The organism is Nocardia callitridis (genome assembly GCF_039543305.1).
Lineage (GTDB): Bacteria > Actinomycetota > Actinomycetes > Mycobacteriales > Mycobacteriaceae > Nocardia > Nocardia callitridis.
Window position 1 is genome coordinate 286,805 of the sequence record NZ_BAABJM010000007.1, and the last position, 23,779, is coordinate 310,583.

Sequence of the window (23,779 nt, forward strand, 5' to 3'; positions counted from 1 at the left end):
GCCGAAACGGCGTCTGAAGCGACTCTGCACCCCTATCCACATAAGGCAACCCTATATAAGGTAAGCCTATGCAAATCGGATCGACCGCTGGGTGGCACGGCGGATGCGGCCGCGAATTGTCGACTGTCGATCACCCCCGCGATCTTTTAGCTCGGGCAGCGAGGAACACCCGGCTCTCCGTTACGTGCGGCCGCTGTCGTGTGGGGCGCAGCCTTCGTGCTCGCGCCAGGACCGATGCGCAGAGGAGTCCGGCGGCAGCGACACCGTCGGTGCGGACGCGTCGCCGGTTCGTTCCCGGTTCGAGGTCGCTACCACGCGCCAGGTCGTCCGTACCGGGGCGGTTCGAACCGATGCGCGCGGTACGCGCCTGTGCTCTCAGGTCGGGAATTCACCAACAGCTCGGGCCGATGTGCACGAATGTCGGTCAAGTGAAAGGGATTTGATGTCGAGTACACCTACGTCGCAGCCGCCGCCTAAGAGTTCGGGGGAGCGGGCGCAGCGCGCGATCCCGCTCGCACCCGCACAGCAGGCGGCGTTGCTGCCTGAGCGATTGCGCCGGATCGCCGCGCCCGACCTGTTCGTCGCGCTGGAGCTCGCCGGTGGGTTCGACGCCGAGTTGCTCGAACGTGCGGCCGTCGCGTTGGTCGGCCGGCACGAGGTCCTGCGGACGGTGTATCCAGACGATCGTCGCGTGCCCTACCAGAAGGTGCTCGTCGCGCCGGAGTCGGTGGTGGAGACCATTCGGCTGCCCGCGGCGGCCGATCTGGCGGTGGCCCTGCGTGCGGACGCCGCGCACCGGTTCGATCTGGTGCGCGAGATTCCGGTGCGGATTCGGCGGTATGTGCTGGCCGAGCGTGACGTACTGAGTGTCACGGTGCACCCGGTGGCGGCCGATGATCGAACCCTGGAGTTGGTGGTTGCCGAGTTGCTCGGGGATGCGTCCGCGTCGAGCGCGCCGTATCGGGATTTCGCCATGGCGCAGGTGAAGACGCTCACGGTCGAGGACGATGATTTGGCGTATTGGACCGAGCGTCTCGCGGGTCTTCCCGATCGTGCGACACCGGTCTCCGATAGCGGCGCCGACGCCACGGCGCGCACGGAAACCGACCCGATCCCGGCCTTGCGCAGGCGTTTTCGGGTTTCCGCCGAGGGCTTGTCCGCGTTGGTCGCCGACGCGGAGCACACGGACGTGTTCGCCGCGCTGACGGCGCGGGCCGCACACGAGGTCGGTCTCGGTGTCGAAGTCGCCGTCGGTGTCGCCGACCGGGCGCACGCGGGTAGTGAGGCCCTCGGCAATTACGCGAATTATCTGGTGTTGCGCCTGAATCCGACGGCGGGTCGCACTCCTCGGCAGTTGATCGGTGCGGCCACCGAGGCACGCGCGCAGGCACAACGGCACGCCGGCACCAGGATCGAACGCCTCACCCATCAGCTGTGGGGTGCTGCGGCGGTGATCAACGGCGCGCTGTTTCAGGTCTTGGTGCGGGTGCGTGCGACCGTCGAGTTCGGTGGACAGCGCGGCGGATCGGAGGCCTCGGTGCGCGAACTGGTGCGCAGGGGGGCGCGACCGCATGGTGTCGATGTTGTCGTCGACGTGGTGACCGATGCCGACGGCGCGACGGTGGTGGTGGAATTTCCGGAGCGGCCGTGGGGTGGCGGCGATATCGACGCGTTCACCGCGTTGCTCGCGCGGCTGGTCGGCACATGGTCGGCGGGAGTGGACGACCCGACGGCGGAGCCTTCGGCGACGGTCACGCTGTTCTCCCGCGCCGAGTTGTTCTCCGGGGAAGCGGGCCTCGGTGGCCCGCCGGACACCGAGGAGGAGCGGGTGATCGCGGACGCGATTCGCGCGGTGCTCGAACTCGACGCCGACGATGAGGTGGGTCGCGCGGACACGTTCTTCTCGCTCGGTGGTGACAGCATCGCGGCATTGCGAATGGTGACGTCGCTTGCCGAGCAGGGGTACGCGCTCGACGTGCAGCAGGTGTTCGAGTTCCCCGCGATTCAGGATCTCGCCGCCCAGCTGTCCAGCGCGGATTCGAGCGGGCCTGCCGAGTCGGTGCCCGAGGTCGCACCGATGGCGGCTTCCGGCTTGGATCCGGCGACGTTGGCGGCGCTGGGAAAGAACTTCAGCGCACGCTGAACGGGTACTGCGCTGTAGCTCACAGGTCGGACATGAATCCAATGGATGAAGGAATTGTATTGCTGCACAACAGAATAAAGAGGGGAACTTGAATGTGAGACCGGAGAAGCGACTCCGGTCGGTTCCTTGCCTGAGCGCAAGGGTGTCCTACTCGCGTCGCTCGAGTTATGATCACCTTAGTTAGGTAAGCCTTGCCTGATTGAACAGGGCTGCCTGTGGGAGTTCGAGGAGTCTGATGCCCAGCAAAGCTGACATTCGCGACATCGTGGCGGCGGAGACGGGTGTTCGACCCGAAACGATCGGCGACACCGACGATCTCGTGAGCCTCGGCATGCATTCGATGAAGCTCATGCATCTGGCCGCGCGCTGGCGTAAACAGGGCTACGACGTGCGCAGCTCCAGCTTCGCGCTGGAACCGACGATCGCGGCATGGGCGCGCCTGCTGGCGGAGGCGGGTGCCGAGGACCGAGCGACTCCCGCCGCCGAAGCACCCGAAAACGCCGGGCCGGACGAGGAATTCGCGCTCGCCACCATGCAGCACGCCTACTGGGTGGGGCGGCGTCAGGACCAGGCGCTCGGTGGTGTCGCCGCGCATCTCTACGTCGAATTCGATGGGGAAGGTGCCCGTGCCGACCGGTTGGAGCGCGCGGTTCGCGGTGTGGTGCGGCGGCATGAGCAGTTGCGCGTGCGGTTCACCGATAGCGGGACTCAGCGCGTGCTGCCCGAACCCCTGCTGCCGGTCTTCCACTGTGTCGATCTCACTGATCGGGAATCAGACACGGTGGCCACGGAACTCGAACGTCTACGCGAGGACAAGAGCCATCAGCGGATGGTGGTCGCGGACGGTCAGGTCCTCGACATCACGCTCACGCTGCTTCCCGGCGGCAAGCACCGGCTGCACGTCGACGTCGATATGCTCGCCGCCGACGCGCTGAGCTACCGCCGCATCCTCGACGATCTGGCCGCGCTCTACGAAGCCGACACCGGCATCGTAGAGCCGGTCGGCTACACCTTCCGCGAATATCTCGCCGCCAAACGGCACGCCGCGGCAGACAATTCCGCGGCGAAAGCCTGGTGGGACCGCCGAATCGACACCATGGCGGATATCCCGTCCTTGCCGGTCGTGCCCGAGGCCGAACGCGCCGATCCCGCCGCGAGTATCCGGCTGCACCACTGGTTCGACGCGGCGGCGAAGGCACGGCTCGGGACGCTGGCGCACGGTCATGGTGTCACGCCGGTTGTCGCGCTGGCCACGGTATTCACCGAGGTCATCGCGCGATGGTCAGCGAATCAGCGTTTCCTGCTCAATGTTCCGCTGTTCGACAGGGAACCGCTCGACGAGCACGTCGACCAGGTGGTCGGCGACTTCACCAACTCGGTACTTGTCGAGGTGGACGCCACCGGGACCGAATCGACCGTGCGGCGCGCAAAACGGTTGCAGCATGAATTGCACACGTGCGCGGCGCATTCCACCTATGAGGGCCTCGATGTCCTGCGTGATCTCGGTCGCAGCCGTGGCGCGCCGGTCACCCCGTCGGTGGTCTTCACCTCGGGCCTCGACCTGGGGGAGTTGTTCTCGGAGCGGATTACCAGAATCTTCGGGAGGCCGGTGTGGATCATCTCGCAGGGCCCGCAGGTCGACCTGGACGCGCAGGCCGCCGAGATCGACGGTGGGCTTCTGGTGAACTGGGATGTGCGCAGGGATTCGATGCCGGTGGGCGTTGTCGAGGCCATGTTCGCGGCATTCCGTTCGACACTGCTCGCCCTGCTGGCGCCGGACGCTGATTGGCATGCGCCGCTGCGGATTCCGCTACCGCAGCGGCAGCGTGCGGTGCGGGCGGCGGCAAACGACACCGCTACCGAGTCGGCGGCGCGAACGCTGCACGAGGCGTTCTTCGCCGAAGCCGACCGGGCGCCGGATCGGGCAGCGCTGCTGTGGCGGGACGGCGGCAGCATGAGCTACGGCGAGCTGGCGCGACAGGCGCTCGGTGTGGCGCGCGGGCTCGCCGAGCGGGGGGTGCGTTCCGGTGACAGTGTCGCGGTCGTCGTCGCGAAGGGGCATCACCAGATCCCGGCTGTGCTGGGAGTGCTTGCCGTGGGCGCGACGTACGTGCCGATCGGAACGGGACAGCCGCAGGCGCGACAGGAACGAATTCTGTTGCGCTCGGGCGCCCGCGTCGCCCTCGTCGACGCTTCGGTGGAGCTACCCGAGGGCGTGACCGCGGTGGAGCTCGCGACGGCTGCGCAGGGCACACCGGCGGACACGATCGTGGCACCGCACCCCGACGCGGTGGCATACGTACTGTTCACCTCGGGATCCACCGGCGAACCCAAAGGCGTTGAGGTGAGCCACCGTGCGGCGGCGAACACGATCGATGCGCTCAGCGCGCACTTCGGCATCGACGGCACCGACCGGCACATCGGCCTGTCCGCACTGGAATTCGACCTTTCGGTGTTCGACATCTTCGGCCCGCTCTCGCTCGGCGGCGCGCTGGTCTGCGTCGACGCCGACGTCGAGCGTGACGCGGTGGCGTGGGCGGCACTGATCGAGGAAACCGGTGTCGGCGTGATCAACTGCGCGCCCGGTTTGCTCGGCATGCTGCTCGACACGGCGACCGGTACTCAGTTGCGTTCGGTGCGTCTGGTGATCACCGGCGGAGATCGGGTGAAAACGACACTCGCGCATCGCTTTCACGAGCGCGTGCCGGGTCTGCGCTTCGCTGGGCTCGGTGGCACGACGGAGACCGCGATTCACTCCACGGTATGTGAGGTCACCGAGGACTTCCCCGCGAACCTGGCGACGGTGCCCTACGGGATGCCGCTGTCGAACGTGCGTTTGCGTGTGGTGAACGAGCGTGGTGAGGATTGTCCGGACTGGGTGGTCGGCGAATTGTGGATCGGTGGAACGAGTGTCGCCGAGGGGTATCGCGGCGATCCGGCCCGCACGGCGGAGCGTTTCGTCGTCGTCGACGGAATACGCTGGTACCGCACCGGTGATCTCGCTCGGTATCTCCCCGACGGTGCGGTGGACTTCCTCGGTCGTGCCGACGATCAGGTGAAGATTCGTGGCTTCCGTGTCGAACTCGGTGAGGTCGAAGCGGCACTGTGCACGGTGGCGCAGGTGCGTGAGGCCGTCGCGGTGGTGACCGACGCGGGCCGGTTGGTCGCCGCGGTGGTGGCGCCCGCGGCGATAGACCTGGATCCGGTACGGAAACTGTTGCCGGGACACATGATTCCCGAGTCCGTTGACGTGCTCGACCGTGCCCCGCTGACGAGCAACGGCAAGCTCGATCGTGCGGCGATCCGGCGCCGGTTGAGTGTCGAGGCGATGCCCGCGCGTGTGATCGTCCCGGCCGCCACCGAGCTGGAGGCCGCCGTGGAGTACATCGTCGCGCAGGTTCTCGAGGTCGAGGCCGTTGGTGTGGCGGCCGATTTCTTCGAGGCGGGTGGCGATTCGATCCTCGCTACCACCTTGACCGCGAAGATCCGTGGCCTGCTGGCCGTCGAGCACTTCGGCGTCACCGAGGTGTTCGACGCGCGCACCGTGCGCGGCATCTGCGCGGGGCTGCTCGCCCGCGAGAGCACGCCGCAGCGACTGGAGCGCGCGGCACGAATCCTGGTGGAACTGGCCGAGATCAGCGTTCCCGTTGCCGCGAGCGCCACCGCCTCGAGCCTCGCGTAGTCGTATTCGCCGCGGGGACAACGGACTTCCGCAGTACAGAGATGAGTTTTGCTGATGCGTTCGCTCGAAGACCTACAAGAAGCGATGCGGGTTCGACTCGCCCAGGAGGGACTGGCGACCGCGGCGGTGCCGCCGCGTCGCGACAAGGCACAGGCGCCACTGTCGTTCGGACAGCGGTATGTGTGGGCGCATCAACAGATTTCGCCGGAAAGCACCGCATACAACCTGTGTCTCGCGCTCACCTTCGAGGGGCAGGTGGAGGTGGCCGCGCTGCGCGTCGCCTTCGAGTCGCTGGTGCGGCGACACGAGGTACTGCGCACCACCTATCACACGCGTGACGACGGTGAACCGTACCAGCGGATTCACGATCATCTTCCGCCACGGCTGACTGAAGCCGACCTGACGGGAGCGCAGGCGGATCGACTCGCCGAACTGGCCGCCGCCGCGGCGCGGGAGCCGTTCGACCTCGCGGCCGAGTCCTCGTTGCGCGTGTGCCTGGCTCGGGTCGACGCGGCGAAAATCGTTGCGGTCGTGGTGATTCAACACATCGCCTGGGACGGCATGACCTTGTCCGCGCTCTCGCGCGATGTGGCGGACTACTACCGGCAGGCACTGGTCGGTCGGGTCGAGGTCGAACCGCTACGCCGTCAGGTGGCGGACTTCGCCGAATGGGAGCAGGACCGTTTCCATGCCGGGGACCATACCGACGAGATGCGGTTCTGGGAGAGCCGATTCGACGGGGAAGTGCCCGAGTTGCGGCTGCCCTACGATCGCCGCCCGGTGACGGTGACCGAGCGCGGCGCGCGCGCCGACCGTCCGCTCAGTGCGGCGGCCGACGCCAGCCTGCGGCGGCTGACCGCCCAGCTGAGCACCACCCCGTTCTCGGTATTCCTCGCCGCCTACTATCTCGCGCTGCGGCAGCTGACCGGCCAGGACGACATCGTGATCGGCACCACCGTCGCCAATCGCGAAGAACCGGGGATGGAGCTGTTGGTCGGCAATCTCGGCAATATGCTGCCGCTGCACCTGACCGGCCACGCCGCCTCGACCTTCGCGGAACTGGTCGCGCGAGTATCGAGTACCACCACGGAAGCGTTTCGACGTAGGCACTTTCCGCAGGAACATATTGTCCGCGCGGTGAACGCGGTGACGGGCAATATCGGGTCGCGGTTGTTCGAGACCATGGTCCTTTTCCTGCATCGGCAGATCGACGGCCCCCAGTTGCCCGGCGCGCGAACCAGTTGGGAACTGATCGACAATGGCGCCGCCTTGCTGCCGCTGGTGGTCGAGACCTTTCTGCACGCCGATCGCACCGACGTCCAGATTACCTATCGCACAGACCTTTTCGATGAGCCAACGATCGATCGTCTGCACGAGTACATCGACGGTGTATTGGCGACGGCGACCCAGAATATCGCGCTGCCCGAGCTGCTGCGCCTGTCCAGCGCCGACCGCGCTCGACTGCTCGACTGGTCGCACGGACCGTCCATGGACATCACGCCGGAGACCGCCGACGGCATGATCCGTGCCGCGAGCCGCGACTACCCGCAGCGCACCGCGGTCGTCTTCGGCGACAAGGAACTGACCTACGCCGAATTCGACGCGCGCGTGAACCGACTGGCGCGGCTGCTGGTGTCGCGCGGGGTGCGCAACGGCGATCACGTCGCCGTTTACGCCGAACGCAGCGAATGGCTGCCGGTGACCTTCGCCGCGGTATTACGGGTCGGGGCGGTGTATGTGCCGCTGGACCCGAGTTATCCGGCCGAGCGCCTCGCGTACATGCTCGGCGACGCACAGCCGACCTTGCTGGTGCGCGCGGTGTTTCGTGCCGAACGCGCCGCCTTGCCGGTCGACACCGACGTCACGACAGTAGATCTCACTGAACCCGAAGTGCTTCGCGAGCTGAATTCTCGGGATGCCGCCGTACTGGGTGGCGAGGAGATCACGCGCCCGGTCCACCCGCTCGACGGTGCCTATCTGCTGTACACCTCCGGAACCACCGGCAGGCCGAAGGGGGTGGTGATCCACCACCGCGGCATCGCCAACCACGTGCAATGGATTCGCGACCACCTGCGTTTCGGTACGGAGCGGATTCTCCAGAAGGCGCCCATCGGTTTCGATGTCTCGGTCTACGAACTGGTGAACGCGCTGTGCACCGGCTCCACCACCGTGCTCCCCCCGGTGGATTGGTGGCAGGCCGACGTCGAGGCGCTGGCTGGCATTATCGAACAGCATCGCATCACCCAGATCTCGCTGGTGCCCAGCGTGGTTCGCGCGTTCATCGATGCCGGTCCGGATCCGGCGCGGCTGCGGTCGATGCGGTATGTGTACCTCGGCGGTGAGGCGGTGCCGCCCGCGCTGGTCGAGGAGGCGAGCCGCTATTTCGGCGGCACCGTGCTCGGCCTGTACGGGCCGACCGAGGCGTCGATGGACCTCATGCACGAGGACTTCGCCACCACCGAGCCGCGCGATCCGGCCATCGGTGACTGCGTCGAACCCGCCCTGATCGGCGTGCCGGAATCGAATTCGTCGGTGTACGTGCTCGATGACGGGTTGCGACAGGTCGCACCAGGGGTCGTCGGCGAGCTGTACCTGGGTGGTGTGCAGCTCGCGCAGGGCTACCACCGAAGACCGGATCTCACCGCCGCCGCCTTCGTGGCCTGCCCGTTCGCCGGTGTTCCCGGCGCGAGGATGTATCGCACCGGAGATGTCGCGCGCTGGAATGGGCACGGCCGCCTGGAATATCTCGGCAGGGTCGACGATCAGGTGAAGGTGCGTGGACACCGTATCGAACTCGGCGAGATCGGCACCGCGTTGTCGAGCGCACCCGGTGTCGCGTCGGCGGCGGCCATCGCGCGCACCCCCGAGCACGCGCGAGCCCAGCACACCGGTGATGCGGTTCTGGTGGGCTACTACGTCATCGAGGCGGAGTCGCCGTTGGCCGCTGAACCCGACAGCGCGCATACCGACCGCCTGCTGGCCTATCTGTCGACCAGATTGCCCGAGTACATGGTGCCGGTGGCCCTGGTTCGGATGGCGGCGCTGCCGTTGACCGCCAATGGCAAGCTCGACCGCAGGGCACTGCCCGCACCGGAACTCGGCCGAGAAGCCGGACGCGGCAGAGCATTACGCGACGACGCCGAACAGGCGGTGGCTGCCGCGATCCGGCATGTGCTCGGGTTGGCCGACACCGTCGATCTCGCCGCCGACGACGACTTCCTCGCACTCGGCGGCGACTCCATCACCGCGATCCGCATCGCCGCCGCGCTCAAGGAACGCGGGCTCCAGATCACGACCAGCGCGTTGTTCACCGCACGCACGGTCGGTCGTATCGCGGCGGCCACCACCTCCGTTGCCGAGGAGACGATCTCGACACTGCTCGGCGACGACGGTGCGACCGGCTGGGTCGCGCTCAACCCGATCGCGCGGATGCTGGTGCAGGCGCCGGGTGACCATCGAGGGTTCACGCAGGCGACCGCGGTAGTCACCCCGGCCGACTGCACCGCGGGAGAACTCCGGGAAGCGTTGGCGATGTTGTTGATTCGCCATCCCATGCTGCGTGCCAGACTCGCCGTCGATCCGAGCGGGCAGCCGGCGTTCGCCGTTCCGGGAACCGATGAGGGGTTCACGGCACCCGCGCTCGACGAGGTGGTGTGCGAGCGAGACGGTTGGCAACACGAACTCCACGAGCAGCTGCGCAAGGTTTCGGGTGCCCTCGATCCCGCCGAAGGTCCCGTGGTCGGCGCGGTGTGGTTGCACGCCGCCGATGGTGGCCACGGTCGGCTGCTGCTCGTGGTGCACCACCTGGTGGTGGACGGCGTTTCCTGGCGGATCATCAACGATGATCTGCGGCGCTGGTGGCGCTCGGGCGCCGACGGCGCGGCGAACACGCCGAATTCGGGTACCTCCGTGCGCTCGTGGAATCACGGCCTCGCCATGCTCGCCACCGAGCAGGCCACGCTCGGCACGCTGGCGCATTGGACGCGGATCGCCTCGGCGCCCGACCCGTTGCTCGGCAGCCGTACGCTCGACCCCGCCGTGGACACCGCCGACACGGTGCGGGAGGTGACCGCCGAACTCTCCGACGACGAGACCCGCTTCCTGATGACCCAGGCAACCCGAGCATTCGGCTGCGGGTTCCTCGATCTTCAGGCCGCCGCGTTGGCCGTCGCGGTGCATCGGCTGCGCCGACGGCATGATCGTGACGCGCCGACGGTGTCGATCACCATGGAGCGGCACGGCCGCGTCGAAACCCTGTTCGCGGGTGCGCGTTTGGACAATACCGTCGGCTGGTTCACCACCACGCATCCGCTCGTTCTCGCGGCCGTCCGCCCCGCGGACGAACCAGCCGAGGTCGGTCGGCAAGGGCGCGGCGACGACCTCGATATCGAATTCGCGGTCAAAGCCGTGAAGGAACAGTTGTCGGCTGTCGCGGATTCCGGTATCGGATGGGGTCTGCTGCGTTGGCTGAATCCACAGACGCAGCAGATACTCGCCGCGTACGCGCCGCCGCAGATCAGCTTCAACTACATGGGCCGCTTCGCGGTCGCCGAGTCCGACGCCGATGATTGGGACGCCGCCCCGGAGTTCGGTTATCTCGGTGGACATCAGGGCGATGGGATGCCAGCGCCCGCGCTGCTGGATATCAACACGGTGACCCTCACCGACGGTGACACCGCACGGCTGCGTTCCTCGTTCCGGTTCCCGAGCGGCGCGATCACCGAGGACGAGGTGGCTACGCTGGCCCAGCTCTGGACCTCGGCGCTGCGCGAGGTCGCGGAAGCGGTGCGCGAGAACCGAAGCCGTCGCCTGACGCCCAGCGATGTGCTCGCCGACGGGCTCACCCAACTCGACCTCGACCGCTGGCACCGGCAATACGGCGCCTACGAGGACGTGTATCCGCTGGCGCCGATGCAATCGGGTCTGTACCTCACCGCCTTGAGCGCGGGCAGCAAGGACGTCTACAACGTGCAGACGCTGATCGGGGTCGCGGGGACGGTGGATGTGGCGCGCTTGGCACGCGCCTTCGACGTCGTGCTGAATCGATATCCGAATCTCCGTGTGACGGTGTCGGTTTCGCTGGCCGGTGCACCGTACGCGATTGTCGCCGAGCAGATGGATGTCCCCGTGGTAGAGCTCGACATCTCCGATGCCGAAGATCAGCGCGGGCGGCTCGACGAGTTCTACCGTGCCGACCAGGCCGCGCCGTTCGATCTGGCGCAGGGACCACTCACCAGGGTCACCGTGCTTCGGCTACCGGACACGACCCGCATGATCGTGCTCACCATGCACCACCTGCTGCTGGACGGCTGGTCGGGCCAATTGCTCGCACGAGAAGTGTTCGCCGAGTACGCCGTTTCCGGTGCCAAGCCGATCGGCAATCCGGAGACCTTCGCGAAGTTCCTCGCGATCACCCGCGAACAAGAACAGGCCACCGAAACCGCGTGGCGGGCCACACTCACCGACCTGCGTCCGTGCTTGGTCGCACCCTCGCGCGGCACCGAGATCGGAGCACCCGCGCTCCGCGAATTCGCCATCGACGACGACCTCGTGCACCGGCTCACCGCGGTGGCGGCCGAATTGGGCACCACCTTCAGCGTGGTGTGCCAGCTGGCGTGGGCCAACACGCTACGGTGCCTCACCGGCGAGGACACCGCGATCTTCGGTGAGGCGGTCTCGGGACGACCAGCGGAACTGGATGAGGTCGACAGTGCCATCGGCTGTTTCGCCAATATCGTTCCCGCTGTCGTCGAGCTACGTGCCGAATCGAGCTGGCGAGCCCATCTGGCCGAAATGCACGCCAGACGTATCGAACTCATGGAATTTCATCAGTACCCGCTCAGTTCGGCGGTGCGGGCCAGCGGCACGCGCAAGCTGTTCGACAGCATGTTCGTGTTCGAGTCGTATCCACCCGGTCGCAAGGATCTCGAGCACCTACTCGCCACCGCCGGTTTGGAACTGACGTCGTTCGAGGGCGGCGGCGCCACCGACAACGCGCTGCTACTGATGATCTTCCCCGCGAATTCGTTGTTGCCGAGCGACAGTGTGCAGGCGGTGATCTTCTACGGCGAGGACGTGCTGGAACACGACGACGCACGGATCGTCGAGACCGCCTTCGACAACACCCTGCGTGCGATCGCCGAACAGCCGCAGAGCCCGCTCGGCGCCGCGGCGGTGCTCGACGACGAGGATCAGGGCCTGCTCGTCATGCGAAGGATGTGGCAGTGACACAGTCGCCACAGCCGCGGCAGGAAGCCGCGACGCTGCCGGAGATCGAGGACGTGCTGGCGCTGAGTCCGCTACAAGAGGGCCTGTTCTCGCTGGCCACGCTGGCGGGGGAGGGCACCGACGTGTACACGATCCCGTTCGTGTGCGACATCGACGGTCCCTTGCGGCCGGACCTGCTGCGCCGCAGTCTCGAGGCCCTGTTGCGCCGCCACCCGAACCTGCGCGCGGTGTTCTGGGATCAGGACGTGCCGCGACCAGTCCAGATCGTCCCGCGTGCGGTGGACCTGCCGTGGCTCGAAGTCGACTGCCAGCCAGCGGAATTGGCCGAGGTCACCGCCGAGGAGGTGGGGCGCCCGTTCGATCTGCGGCGTGGTCCCGCGCTGCGCGCCATGCTGGTGCGGCTGCCTGCGGATGCCGAGGGCACCGCCCGGTGGCGGTTGATCGTGACGATTCACCACATTCTGTTGGACGGCTGGTCGCTCGGGGTGTTCTTCTCGGAGTTGCGTGCGCTCTATCAGGCTGGCGGACAGCCGGATTCGCTGCCACCGGTGCGTCCCTATCGCGACTACATCGGCTGGCTCGGCGCACGGGATGTCGCGCAGGTGCGTCAGCGATGGACCGAGTATCTGCGCGACCTCGATGGTCCGCTCATGGTCGGCGAGGCGAGCAACGACGATCGCACCCGGGTCGCCGAGATCAGCCGCTTCCTCCTGGCGGCCGAGGACACCGAGCGCCTGCGTCGCTGGGCGCGCGAACACGGGCTCACCTTGAACACCGTCGCGCAGTTCGCGTGGACGCTGCTGTTGTCGCGCCTCACCGACCGTGACGACGTGGTCTACGGCACCGTGGTCACCGGACGGCCGGATCAGATCACGGGCGTCGACCGCATGATCGGGTTGTTCCTCAACACCGTCGCGGTGGCCTTCCGCTTCGATCCCGAGGCCGACGTAGTCACCGAATGCCTGCGGCTGCAACGGGAATCGTCGAGCATGCGGGAGATCGGCTACCTGAGCCTTTCGGCGGTGCAACGTGCGGCGGGTCATGCCACCTTGTTCGACACCATGTTCGTGTTCCAGAACGCACCGATGGACGAGGCACTCGCGAACACGACGACCGGCGACGGCGTGCGCTTTCGCCCGGTGATGTCGCAGAACCTCACGCACTATCCGCTCACCGTCGTTTCGCACCTGCACGGTGACGAATTGTCGGTGGTGATCGAGGCCGTTCCCGACGCCGTGCCGTACTTGCCGGAGGACCTCGGTGCCGCGCTGGTGTCGCTGCTGCGCAAGCTTCCCCGGCACGCGCGGACCCGGATCGCGGAATTCGACGTGCTGCCCGAAGCCGGGCACGCCGAGTTGCTGCGCTGCTCGAGCACCCCGGCGTTGGACGACACCGAAACGGCGGCGACGGTATTCGAGTTGTTCGCCGAACAGGCGGCGCGCACTCCCGGTGCGACGGCCCTGGTCACCGAAACCGATCGCCTCAGCTATCGACAACTGCGCGAGCGCGCCGTTCGGCTGGCCAACGCCCTGGTCGCGGCGGACGTCGGCCAGGAAGATGTTGTCGCGCTGTGCCTGCCGCGCGGTATAGATTCGATCGTCGCCATCCTGGCCATCCTCGCCGCCGGTGCGGCATATGTGCCGGTCGATGTCACTTTGCCGCGGGCGCGGATCGACTCCATCCTGCGGCAGTCGGCGCCGAAGCTGGTGCTCGCCGCCGGGGGACACCGCGCACTCGCGGGCGAGCTTCCCGTGCTGGAAATCGATGATCCCGAAGTGGCCGAGGGCATCGCGCGACAACCGGCCGATGCTCCTGTTCCCCTGCGACGGTCGGCGAGCAGCGCCTACGTGATCTTTACGTCGGGCTCGACCGGCGAACCCAAGGGTGTCATCGGCACGCACGAGGCTTTGATCAGCTACTACCTCGACCACCGCGCACGCGTCTATCGACCGGCCGCCGCGCGGCTGGGCCGCGGCCTACGCATCGCGCACGCGTGGTCGTTCAGCTTCGACGCCTCCTGGCAACCGCTGATCGGCCTACTCGACGGGCACATCATCGTGCTGTTCGACGACGAAGCGATGCGTGATGCGCACCGACTGGTCGAGGCGGTGCATCGTCACGGTGTCGACATGATCGACACCACGCCGTCGATGTTCCGGCAGTTGGCATCGGCGGGTCTGCTCGACGGATCGTTGAGCGTGCTCGCGCTCGGCGGCGAGGCGATCGACGCGCAACTCTGGAACCAGCTGCGCCAACTGCCGCTTGCCGTACACAACTGTTACGGGCCCACCGAGACGACCGTGGAGGCGGTCGTCGCGAACATCACCGGCGACGGATCGGTGGCGGGCTCCGCGACCATCGGCGCGCCGACGGCGGGAATGTCGGCATACGCCTTGGACTCTCGGCTGCGGCTGGTTCCCGTGGGTGTGGTCGGTGAGCTGTACCTCGCGGGACCGCAGGTGGCGCGGGGATATGTCGGGCGCTATGGCGGTAGCGCCAGCCGTTTCGTCGCCGATCCGTTCGTCAGCGGTCGTCGGATGTACCGGACCGGTGATCTGGTGCGCCGCTTGCCGAGCGGAGGACTCGGTTATCTCGGTCGCGCCGACGATCAGGTGAAGGTGCGTGGCTATCGCATCGAGATCGGCGAGGTGGAGACCGCGCTGCGTGGCCTGCCTGGCGTGCGCGCCGCGGCGGCGACGGTGCTGCGGCGCGGTGCGGGGGCGAGCCTGGTCGGTTTCGTCGTCGCGGGGGGCGAGGCGCTCGATCTCGTCGCGTCGCGTGGGGATCTCGCGCAACGGTTGCCCGCGTACATGATTCCGGCGCGGATCGGCGAGCTGCCCGCGCTCCCGGTGAACGCGAACGGCAAGGTGGACGCGCGTGAGCTGGCTCGCCTCGCCGAGCGGTTGTTCCTCGACGATGAGCAATCGGGTACGCCGAGTACCGAGACCGAGCGGAGGTTGAGCGGATTGCTCGCCGAGGTCTTCGACGGCCGGGCTCCCGGCGTGCACCAGGACTTCTTCGCGATCGGCATGGACAGCATCGTCGCGATCTCGCTGGTGAACCGCGCGCGCCGCGACGGACTGGCCTTGACCCCCCGAATGATCCTGTCCGCGCCGACGATTCGTGATCTGGCCGCAGCCGTCGACAGCCGCCCGCAAGCGCCGAGCGTGCGCACCGACGACGACTACGGTCCGGTGCCACCGCTGCCGATCGTGTCGTGGATGTACGCCCAACCGCGGTACCGTCGGCTGGCGCAACACGTGCTGCTGGTACTGCCCGACGGGATCAGCGATCAGGATCTGGTCGCGGTCCTGCAGGCCGTGCTCGACGCGCACGACGTGTTGCGCGCGCGACTCGTCGACACCGAGGACGGGCAGCGCCTGGTTACCCGCGCGCCCGGCGCCGTCCGCGCGCAGGATGTGTTGACCGGTGCGGAAACCGGCGCGACTTTCCAGGACAGGCTCGCCGCGACGACTCGCTCGGCCACCGAATCACTCGACCCACGCGCCGAGGACTTGGTGCGCGCCGCACGGCTGCGCGGTGCGCCGAACGGTGACGCGCTGCTGCTTGTCATCCATCATCTCGCCGTCGACGTGGTGTCCTGGGGAATCCTCATGGCCGACCTCGCCGAGGCGTGGGCGCACGTATCCGTCGGTGCCGCACCGAAGGTCGTCGGCGAGTACACCTCGTATCGGCGGTGGAGCCAGCTGTTGTGGGAACGTGCCGCGTCGGCGGACGTATTGTCCCAACAACAGTATTGGATCGACCAGGTACGCACCCCTGATCCCGAGGTGGGCAGTCGCAAGCCTGGGCCGAGCGACACGTGGGCCGCACTGCGGTCGACCGAGGCGCCGCTGTCGCCGGAAACCAGTAGGCGGGTGCTCGAGGCGTCCGGCCCGCGCCACGGTGTCCGCGAATTCCTGCTTACCGCGTTGACCATGACGATGAGCGGGTGGCGACGCGAACGCGGACAGGACGATTCCGGCGGTGCGCTGGTCGCGTTGGAGAGCCACGGCAGGGCCGACGCGGTAGTCGGCGCCGATACCTCGGCGACCGTCGGCTGGTTCTCCAGCGTCTTTCCTGTCCGGCTCGGCGCTGGCGCTTCGCTCGACGCCGAGCGGGCCGGCGCCGATCCCGACGCGGCCCGGCGGCTGTGGGAAACCGTTGGGCGGCAACTTGATTCGGTACCCGAGGCGGGGCTGGACTTCGGCCTGTTGCAAGACATCGCGCGGGTCGAGGGTTTGTCGGGGGCGAATGAGCCGCAGGTCGAGTTCAACTATCTCGGTCGCACCGATTTCGGGGCGACCGGCGGCGGCGCATGGTCGATGATCACCGACCCCGCGGTGACCGGTGCCGTGCCGATCGCCCACGAACCCGATCTGCCGCTGCGGTACGCGCTGAGCCTGATCTGCGCGGTCGAAACCACCGAACACGGGCCGATGGTGCGCACGACGTGGCGCTGGAGCGAAAACCTTTTCACCGCAACGGAGATCGACCGTTTGGTGCGGCTGTGGGTGCGCGGTGTCGAGGCGCTCGCCGCGGCGCTACACGCCCCTGACCGAGCGTCGAACTCATGATAGCCTTACCTAACTTTCTAACCAGGTGTGTACGGCCCGGAACACTCGGGCGGGCGCACATCGAGAGTGGAGCAGCACGATGCACAAGCCAGGGTGGATACGGAAGTTCCACAAGTCGGATTCGCCGCAGCGCACACCACTTCTGATATTTCCGCACGCTGGCGCGGGTGCATCGGCCTACCGCAAGCTCTCCAAAGTCCTCAGCGCGCACTTCGACGTCATCGTCTTCCAATACCCCGGTCGCCAAGACCGCGCGAGCGAACCGCCGCTGACCTCGCTGCCGGACATCGCGGCGGGCGCCTTCGCCGAATTCAGCTCATCGGTGTACCACCGAGGCGATCCGATCATCACCTTCGGCCACAGCATGGGTGCGCTGGTGTCGTTCGAATTCGTCCGGCTCGCCGAAGCCGCCGGAATTCCGGTGCGGCAGGCCACGATTTCGGCGGCAGTCGCGCCGAGCCGCGCGGCATTCCGGCAGCGCCCACCCACCGAGGACGAGGCCCTGCTCGACCATCTGGCCACGTTGGAAGGCACGGGCTCCGACGTGCTCGCCAGCCGTGAACTCATGCGGATGGCATTACCGGTCGTCAAGGCCGACCACCTGGCTTCCGACGCGTACACCTGCCCGGAGAACGTGCGCATCGCCACCAGGGTGCACGCCATCGGCGGCGACCAGGACCCCATTGTCGAACTCGCGGACCTGCACGGCTGGCGCAAACACAGCGACGACGTGGAGGTCACCGTCTTCGAGGGTGGCCACTTCTACCTCAACGACCACCTCGACACCATGGCCGACCTGCTCGCCGAACACGCACGAGGAGGGCTTACCGCATGACCGACACCGATCCGATCGTCATCGCGGGAATGTCCGTGGAAGCGCCAGGCGGCGTCGAGACCCCCGACGAGCTGTGGACCGCGCTCATCGCGGGTAAGGAAATGATCGAGCCCTTCCCGCGTGATCGCGGGTGGCCGATCGGCGAACTGTTGGCGCTCTCGCAGCACCAAGCGGGGTGGAGCAAGGTCTGCGACGCGGGCGGATTCCTGCACGGCGCCACCGAATTCGACCCGGCCTTCTTCGGAATCGGTCAGCGCGAAGCCCTGGCCACCGATCCACAGCAACGCGTCGCGCTGCGCACGGCATGGCGAGCGCTGGAGAACGCGGGGGTCAATCCCGGCACGGTGGCAGGGGAAGACGTCGGCTGTTTCATCGGAGCCTCGCCGATGGAGTACGGACCGCGTGCCGATGAAGTGAACGACTTCAACGGGGTCAGGACCGTCGGCTACGGGACGCTGAGCGTCGCGGGCAGGGTCTCCCACAGCCTCGGTCTCACCGGTCCGTCGATGACCATCGACTCGGCCTGCGCCTCCTCGCTGACCGCACTGCAAACGGCGGCGAACTCGGTGCGCGCGGGCGAATGCGACTGGGCCATCGCCGGAGCCGTCTGCGTGATGTCTTCCGCTATGGGGTTCTTCGAATTCTCCAAAGCCAATGCGCTGACCACCGACGGCCATTGCCGCTCGTACTCCGAGGACGCCACCGGGACGCTGTGGGGTGAGGGCGCGGGCATGGTGCTGGTGGAACGCGAATCGCGGGCGAAGACGTTGGGACACAGGGTGTTCGGACGAATACTCGCGGTGCGCAACAACCACAACGGCAAGGGCAGGCCCATTCTCGCGCCGCGCACGGACGCGCAGGAGCGGCTGATCCGCAGGACCATCGAAGCTTCGGGGATCGACCCCGCGCTCGTCGCGATGGTCGAGGGACACGGCACCGCGACCCGTGCCGGTGATCCCGTCGAGATCGTCGCACTGCAAAACACCTACGGCGCAGCGGGTTCCGACCCCCTGCTCGGGTCGTTGAAATCGAATTTCGGCCACGCGCAGGCCGCCGCGGGCATCCTCGGGCTGGCGAAGCTGCTGCTGGCCGGACAGCACGGGCAGATCCCGCCGACCCTGTTCGCCGACCGGCCGACCACGCGGGTGGATTGGGAAAGCTCCAGCCTTCGCCTGGCCGAGGCGCCGCGATCGTGGGAGCCGACCGACGGCTTGCGCTACGGCGCCGTGTCCTCCTTCGGCGCCGCCGGTTCCAACGCGCACGCGATCATCGCGATGCCCGTTCGTGAGGAGAACGACGATTTCTGAGTATCGCCTGCCGGACGGATCGATCCCGGTCCTGTTGTCGGCCGAGAATCCCGCGCTGCTGCGCGAAGAAGCCGCGGCTGTGCTCGCCTATGTCGAACGGCACGAGCGGGTTTCGGCGGAGCGTGTCGCGCAGACCCTGCTCCGCACCCGTGTTCCACGCAGGTATCGCGCGCTGGCGATGGCCGCCGATCGTGACAGCGTGATCACCGCGCTACGCGCGATCGCGCAAGACCGCGAACATCCCTCGGTGGTGCGCTCCGACGCGCCCGCCGACGAGGGAAGGCGCGCCTTCGTCTTTCCTGGGCAAGGCGGTCAACGGCCGGGGATGGGACGACTCTTCTACGAGGACGCGCCCGCATATCGTGCCGCTCTCGACCAGTGCGACACCGTCTTTCGTGCATTGTTCGACGAGTCGCCGCTGGCCTACCTGCTCGATGACACGGCCGAGGCCGACGACAGCGCCACCGTCGTACAGCCCGCGCTGTTCACCCATATGATCGGTCTCGCCGCGCTGTGGCGATCGGTAGGTGTCGAGCCCGACGCGGTGATCGGCCACAGCCAAGGCGAGATCGCCGCCGCGTATGTGGCGGGCAAGATGACCCTCGCCGACGCGGCGGTGGTCGTCGGCACCAGGGCGCGCGCGGTGGATCGCATCGCCTCGGATCGGTACGCCATGGCGGTGCTCGACGCCGACCGCGCGGAATGCGAGGCCTTGCTCGCGCGCCGTCCGGGCTGGGCACAGGTATCGGTGCTGAATTCACCGCAGATGGTGGGTATTTCGGGGGACCGCGAGGTCGTGACCGAGATTGTCGACACCATGGTGGCCGAGGGACGATTCGGGCGGGTGATCCGAGTGCGCTATCCGGCGCACACGAGTGTGGTCAACGAGTTCCGTGCCGACATCGCCGACGCGGTGCGCGCCCGACTGACCAACACCCGGTTCGTAGAATCCGGGATCGACTGCATCGGTGCGACCTTCGGTGCGCTCGTGCCGATCGACCAGCCGGTGGACGAGTACTGGTTTCTGAACCTGCGTAATCCGGTGCGCTTCGACCTGGCCGTTGCCGAGGCCGTGACCCGCGACGTGACGACCTTCGTGGAGCTCGCCGAGCACCCGACGCTGCAACTGCCGATCGGTGAAACCCTCACCGCGCTGGCCGGTGACCGGGCGACGACCGTGCTCGGAACCTCGCGGCGGACCGCGACCGACCTGAGCGTGTTCACCCGCAATCTGGCAACGCTCGCGGTGCGCACGTTGCATTACCCATGGGAACGTCTGCGCGTCGAATCCGAGCTGGCGCCGCGACCGCCGCTGCTCGATTTCCCGAACGTGCTGATGAACCAGACGACGATGTGGTTGGCGCACCAGCGCACCGCCGCGACGTCGGCGACAGATCGGCAGGCAACCGCCGCACCGGTGAGCGCCGCGCACGCGCCTGCCGTGCACGCGCGTGCCGTGCCGGATTCACTCGTGCTGGATTCGCCGGTGCCGGACTCGGCCGTGCGTGCGGCAACACCACAGGTGCTGGTCGAGACCTGGGATCGTTTGGTGCGTCGCACCCTTACCCCGCCACGCGTGCTTGGCCTGATCGACCACACCGGCGCCTGCGCCGACTTGGCCGCCGCTTTGTGCGCGGAGGCCGAGAATCACGGGGCGAGCGCGCGAGTCATCGACGCCGAGGAAGACATCAGCGAACTCGACACCCTGGTGGTGTTGCTGCCTGAGCTGCCCGAACTCGACGGTGCCGCGGTGGCCACCGAGGTCGGCGAGTTCTTCGGAATCCGTCGGTGGTGGACCGAACCCGGCGCGGGCATTGTGGACTACTGGTTGGTGACGGTTGGCGGGGAGGCCGTGGTGGCCGAGGATCGGCCGCCGCATCCGGTACCCGCCGCCGCCAGCGCGGGGTTGCGCAGCGTCGGTACCGAGTACCCCGGGGTCGCCCTCCGGCATCTGGATATCACGGCTGCGCAGGAGAATTCGCCCGCCAAGATACTGACCGCGCTGCACACGGCCGTAGAACCGGAACTCGCACTGCGCGCGGGCGCCCTCTACGCGAAGCGCCTCGTCGAGGCCGAACAGGTCGGTACGCCCCGCCAGGATTACCAGCACGTCGTGATCATCGGTGGCACCGGAAGTGTCGGCCTCGAATTCACCGAGCACTTCGCGCGTCGCGGTGTCCCCAGGATCACGCTGGTGAGCAGGTCCGGCGGGTCGGCGGTGGCCGTCGAGCGGCTGCGGGAAGTACGTGCGGTCACCGCATCGGGCATCCACGTGCACGCCTGCGACGTCGGCGATGTCGAGTCGGCCCGCCGGCTGGCCGACGAATTACGGGCAACGCCAGCTGATCTGGTGATTCACGCGGCGGCCGACCATGCCGGAATCGTGAACCTGGAACTCGCCGAGACCACCTCCGCGCACACCGATCAGGTGCTACGCGGGAAGGTTGTCGGTCTCGCCAACATCCTGGATGTACTGGCGCGCACCGATGACTGCCGGATCATCCTGTGCTCCTCGCTCGCGGCGACACTCGGCGGCCGTGGCACCCTCGTCTACGCCGCCGCCAATCGCGTACTCGATGCGTACGCACACCACCTGCGTGCCGAAGGATACGACTGCGTGTCGGTGCAGTGGGGGCAGTGGGCCGTGCATGAGGGTGACGGCGCCGCCGACACCTCGGTTTTGGCCGAGGTCGGCTACCTGCCCATGCGTTCGGCCGACGCCATCGCGCTCGGACTGAGCGCGCTGCCCGGCAACGCGGTGATCGCGGCGTTCGACTGGGAGCGTGGACGTTCCGTACTCGGGGCTTACGGATACGGCCCGGTGCTGTCGAAGCTGGAGTCGCCGGTGGGCGACGGTGCCACGCCTGCCACGCGGACGAGTGTCTCGGATGCCACTGCGGCGCACCTACCGTCTCGGATCGCCGCCGTGCTCGCCGATGTCATCGGCGTCGGCGAACTCGACACGATCGACAACACCCGCTCGCTGGTGTCCCTGGGCCTGGACTCCCTGCAGGCGTTGGAGTTACGTCGAAGGATCACGAGCGAATTCGGCTACGAACTTCCGGTCGCGGAACTCATCGGCGGTGCCTCGCTCAACGATGTCGTCGGGCTCGTCGGCAAACATGGTGTGGTGCGGCCGGATTCGACCGAAACAGGGACACCCGGCGCCGTCACCACGCCGATAATCGCCGCGTCGCGCACCCACCGTGCGCAACCTGAGCGCGGAACAAAAAGTGTGCCGACCGCGCCGACAGCGCGAGGCGTGCAAGCCCCCCTCGGGTCGCCCGCCGGATCTGCGAGCGTCGACCCCGCGGGTGCGACCCCGGACGTCCGCACGGATGCCGGAACATCCCGACCCGCGGCGAACTCGATCGCGACAAAGACTCGTTCGACGGGCACAGCCGCGCCGACAGCGCAGGGTGTGGCGAATGAGCGGCATGTCCCTCTCGGGCCGCCCGCCGGATCTGCGAGCGTCGACCCTGCGGGCGTGTCCTCTGTCCGGCGAGCAACCGCGCCTACCTCGGCATCGCATCCCGTCATGGACGACGCAACAAGTCGACCCGTAGCGACCGTGACGGACTCGGTCGTGGCAGGGGCTGGTTCGACGGAAATGTCTGCTCCGGGCCAGTACTGTTCCGAAACGTCGTCCTCGGTGGACGAAACAGTGCGAGCGTCGACTGATCATGGTGTAGCGCAGCAAGTTACGGCGCGTTCGGTCATAGCGGCTGCTCCCGAATCGAGCGTCGCCGACCCCATCGGCCGCGCACGCCTCGGTGCGGCTCAGATCGTTCCGGATGACCTCGACGCGGACCGGATACGTTCTGCGCGAAGAGATGTCGACCTGTTCGGCCTGCGCGCCATGCTGGCCGCCATCGCTCCCGCCTTGGACAGCGCTACCGCGTCGACCGCCGAAGAGATCGGCGACCGACTGGAATTCGTGCCGAGACACCGGTGGCTGCTGCGGCAATGGCTGCTCGCGCTCACCGAGAACGGGGTGCTCGAGCAGGACGGCGCGCAGCGTTACCGCCGCGTGCGCGAGGTGGCGTCGCCGAGTCGATCCGGTCTGGACGAGGTGTGCCTAGACCTCGGCTACCCCGCCGAACTCGCGCCCTTCTTCGTCGCCGCCGACGACAACCTGACCTCGATGGGGCAGGACCGAATTCGAGTGCAGGAGTTGCTGTTCGCCGACGGTGGGACGGATATCGCGGCGGCCTCCTACCGGGAAAACCTGATCAGTCGCTACCTCAATCGCGCGGCACGGGAGGTGATCGCCGAGCTGGCCGCCAGGTTGCGCGTGCGGCGATCGCCGGTGCGCATTCTGGAGTTGGGTGCCGGGGTCGGCGGCACCACCGCGGATGTGGTGGCCGGGCTCGGTGGGCTCCCGGTCGAGTACCACTTCAGCGATGTCTCGAACTTCTTCCTCGACGCGGCGCGCACCCAGTTCGCCGACTACCCGTGGATGCGGTTCGACATCGTCGACATGAACACGGATCTGGCGCGCCAGCCGCGCTACGACCTCGTCATCGCCGCCAATGTGCTGCACAACGCCCACGACGTCGGACACACCCTGCGCCAACTGCACGACCTGCTCACACCGAACGGCGCACTGGTATTCATCGAAACCTGCCACGCACACGCGCAATTGCTGACCTCGGTGCATTTCTTGATGTCGCCGCGTGCGGGGCAGCCACACGCGGGGCTCACCGATGTGCGCGCGGGCACCGACCGCATCTTCCTGACCGAGAACGAATGGGTCGGTGAGCTTTCCGCCGCTGGCCTGCGGCCGCTGGCGACCCTGCCCGACCCCGATCATCCGCTCGCGCTGCTCGATCAGCGACTCTTCACGGCGGTCCGTGATCCTGATGCGTGAGCTGGGCGTTTGCTGGCATCGGTAGCCGTAGCGCGAACGCCTGAATCAGGTTAGCCTTACGTAACTTTCGGGGAGTAGTAGTGACCAACCAGACGGAGAGCACAGTGTCGGAAACGTCAGCGGGGCCGGAAACATCA

The 23,779-nt window shown here is 67.5% G+C and carries 7 protein-coding genes; all 7 read left to right on the forward strand.

All coding sequences use genetic code 11. The features are described 5' to 3' along the window. Positions 1-442: 442 nt before the first annotated feature. The 7 genes from ABEA50_RS27535 (at position 443) to nbtC (ending at position 23,642) form a co-directional block, all read left to right on the forward strand. Complete coding sequence (locus ABEA50_RS27535; RefSeq protein ID WP_345499118.1) at positions 443-2,143, forward strand: condensation domain-containing protein; 1,701 nt, start codon at positions 443-445, stop codon at positions 2,141-2,143. A gap of 235 nt (positions 2,144-2,378) precedes the next feature. After that, complete coding sequence (locus ABEA50_RS27540) at positions 2,379-5,825, forward strand: amino acid adenylation domain-containing protein (protein WP_345499119.1); 3,447 nt, start codon at positions 2,379-2,381, stop codon at positions 5,823-5,825. A 54-nt stretch (positions 5,826-5,879) separates the two neighbouring features. Then, on the forward strand, positions 5,880-12,053 hold the full coding sequence (locus tag ABEA50_RS27545) for an amino acid adenylation domain-containing protein (protein WP_345499120.1): 6,174 nt from the start codon (positions 5,880-5,882) through the stop codon (positions 12,051-12,053). Then, the gene (locus ABEA50_RS27550) at positions 12,050-16,630 is read left to right on the forward strand and encodes an amino acid adenylation domain-containing protein (RefSeq protein WP_345499122.1); all 4,581 of its coding nucleotides are present in this window, start codon (positions 12,050-12,052) and stop codon (positions 16,628-16,630) included. Before ABEA50_RS27545 ends, ABEA50_RS27550 begins: the two co-directional genes overlap by 4 nt. Positions 16,631-16,709: 79 nt before the next feature. Further along, complete coding sequence (locus ABEA50_RS27555) at positions 16,710-17,465, forward strand: thioesterase II family protein (RefSeq protein WP_345499123.1); 756 nt, start codon at positions 16,710-16,712, stop codon at positions 17,463-17,465. Then, positions 17,462-18,772, forward strand: coding sequence for a beta-ketoacyl [acyl carrier protein] synthase domain-containing protein (locus ABEA50_RS27560; protein ID WP_345499124.1), 1,311 nt, complete (start codon positions 17,462-17,464; stop codon positions 18,770-18,772). The genes ABEA50_RS27555 and ABEA50_RS27560 overlap by 4 nt, the downstream gene beginning before the upstream one ends. Positions 18,773-18,827: 55 nt before the next feature. Next, positions 18,828-23,642 (forward strand): nocobactin polyketide synthase NbtC, encoded by a 4,815-nt coding sequence (gene nbtC / locus ABEA50_RS27565; protein ID WP_345499203.1) that lies wholly within the window; start codon positions 18,828-18,830, stop codon positions 23,640-23,642. Positions 23,643-23,779: the final 137 nt, after the last annotated feature.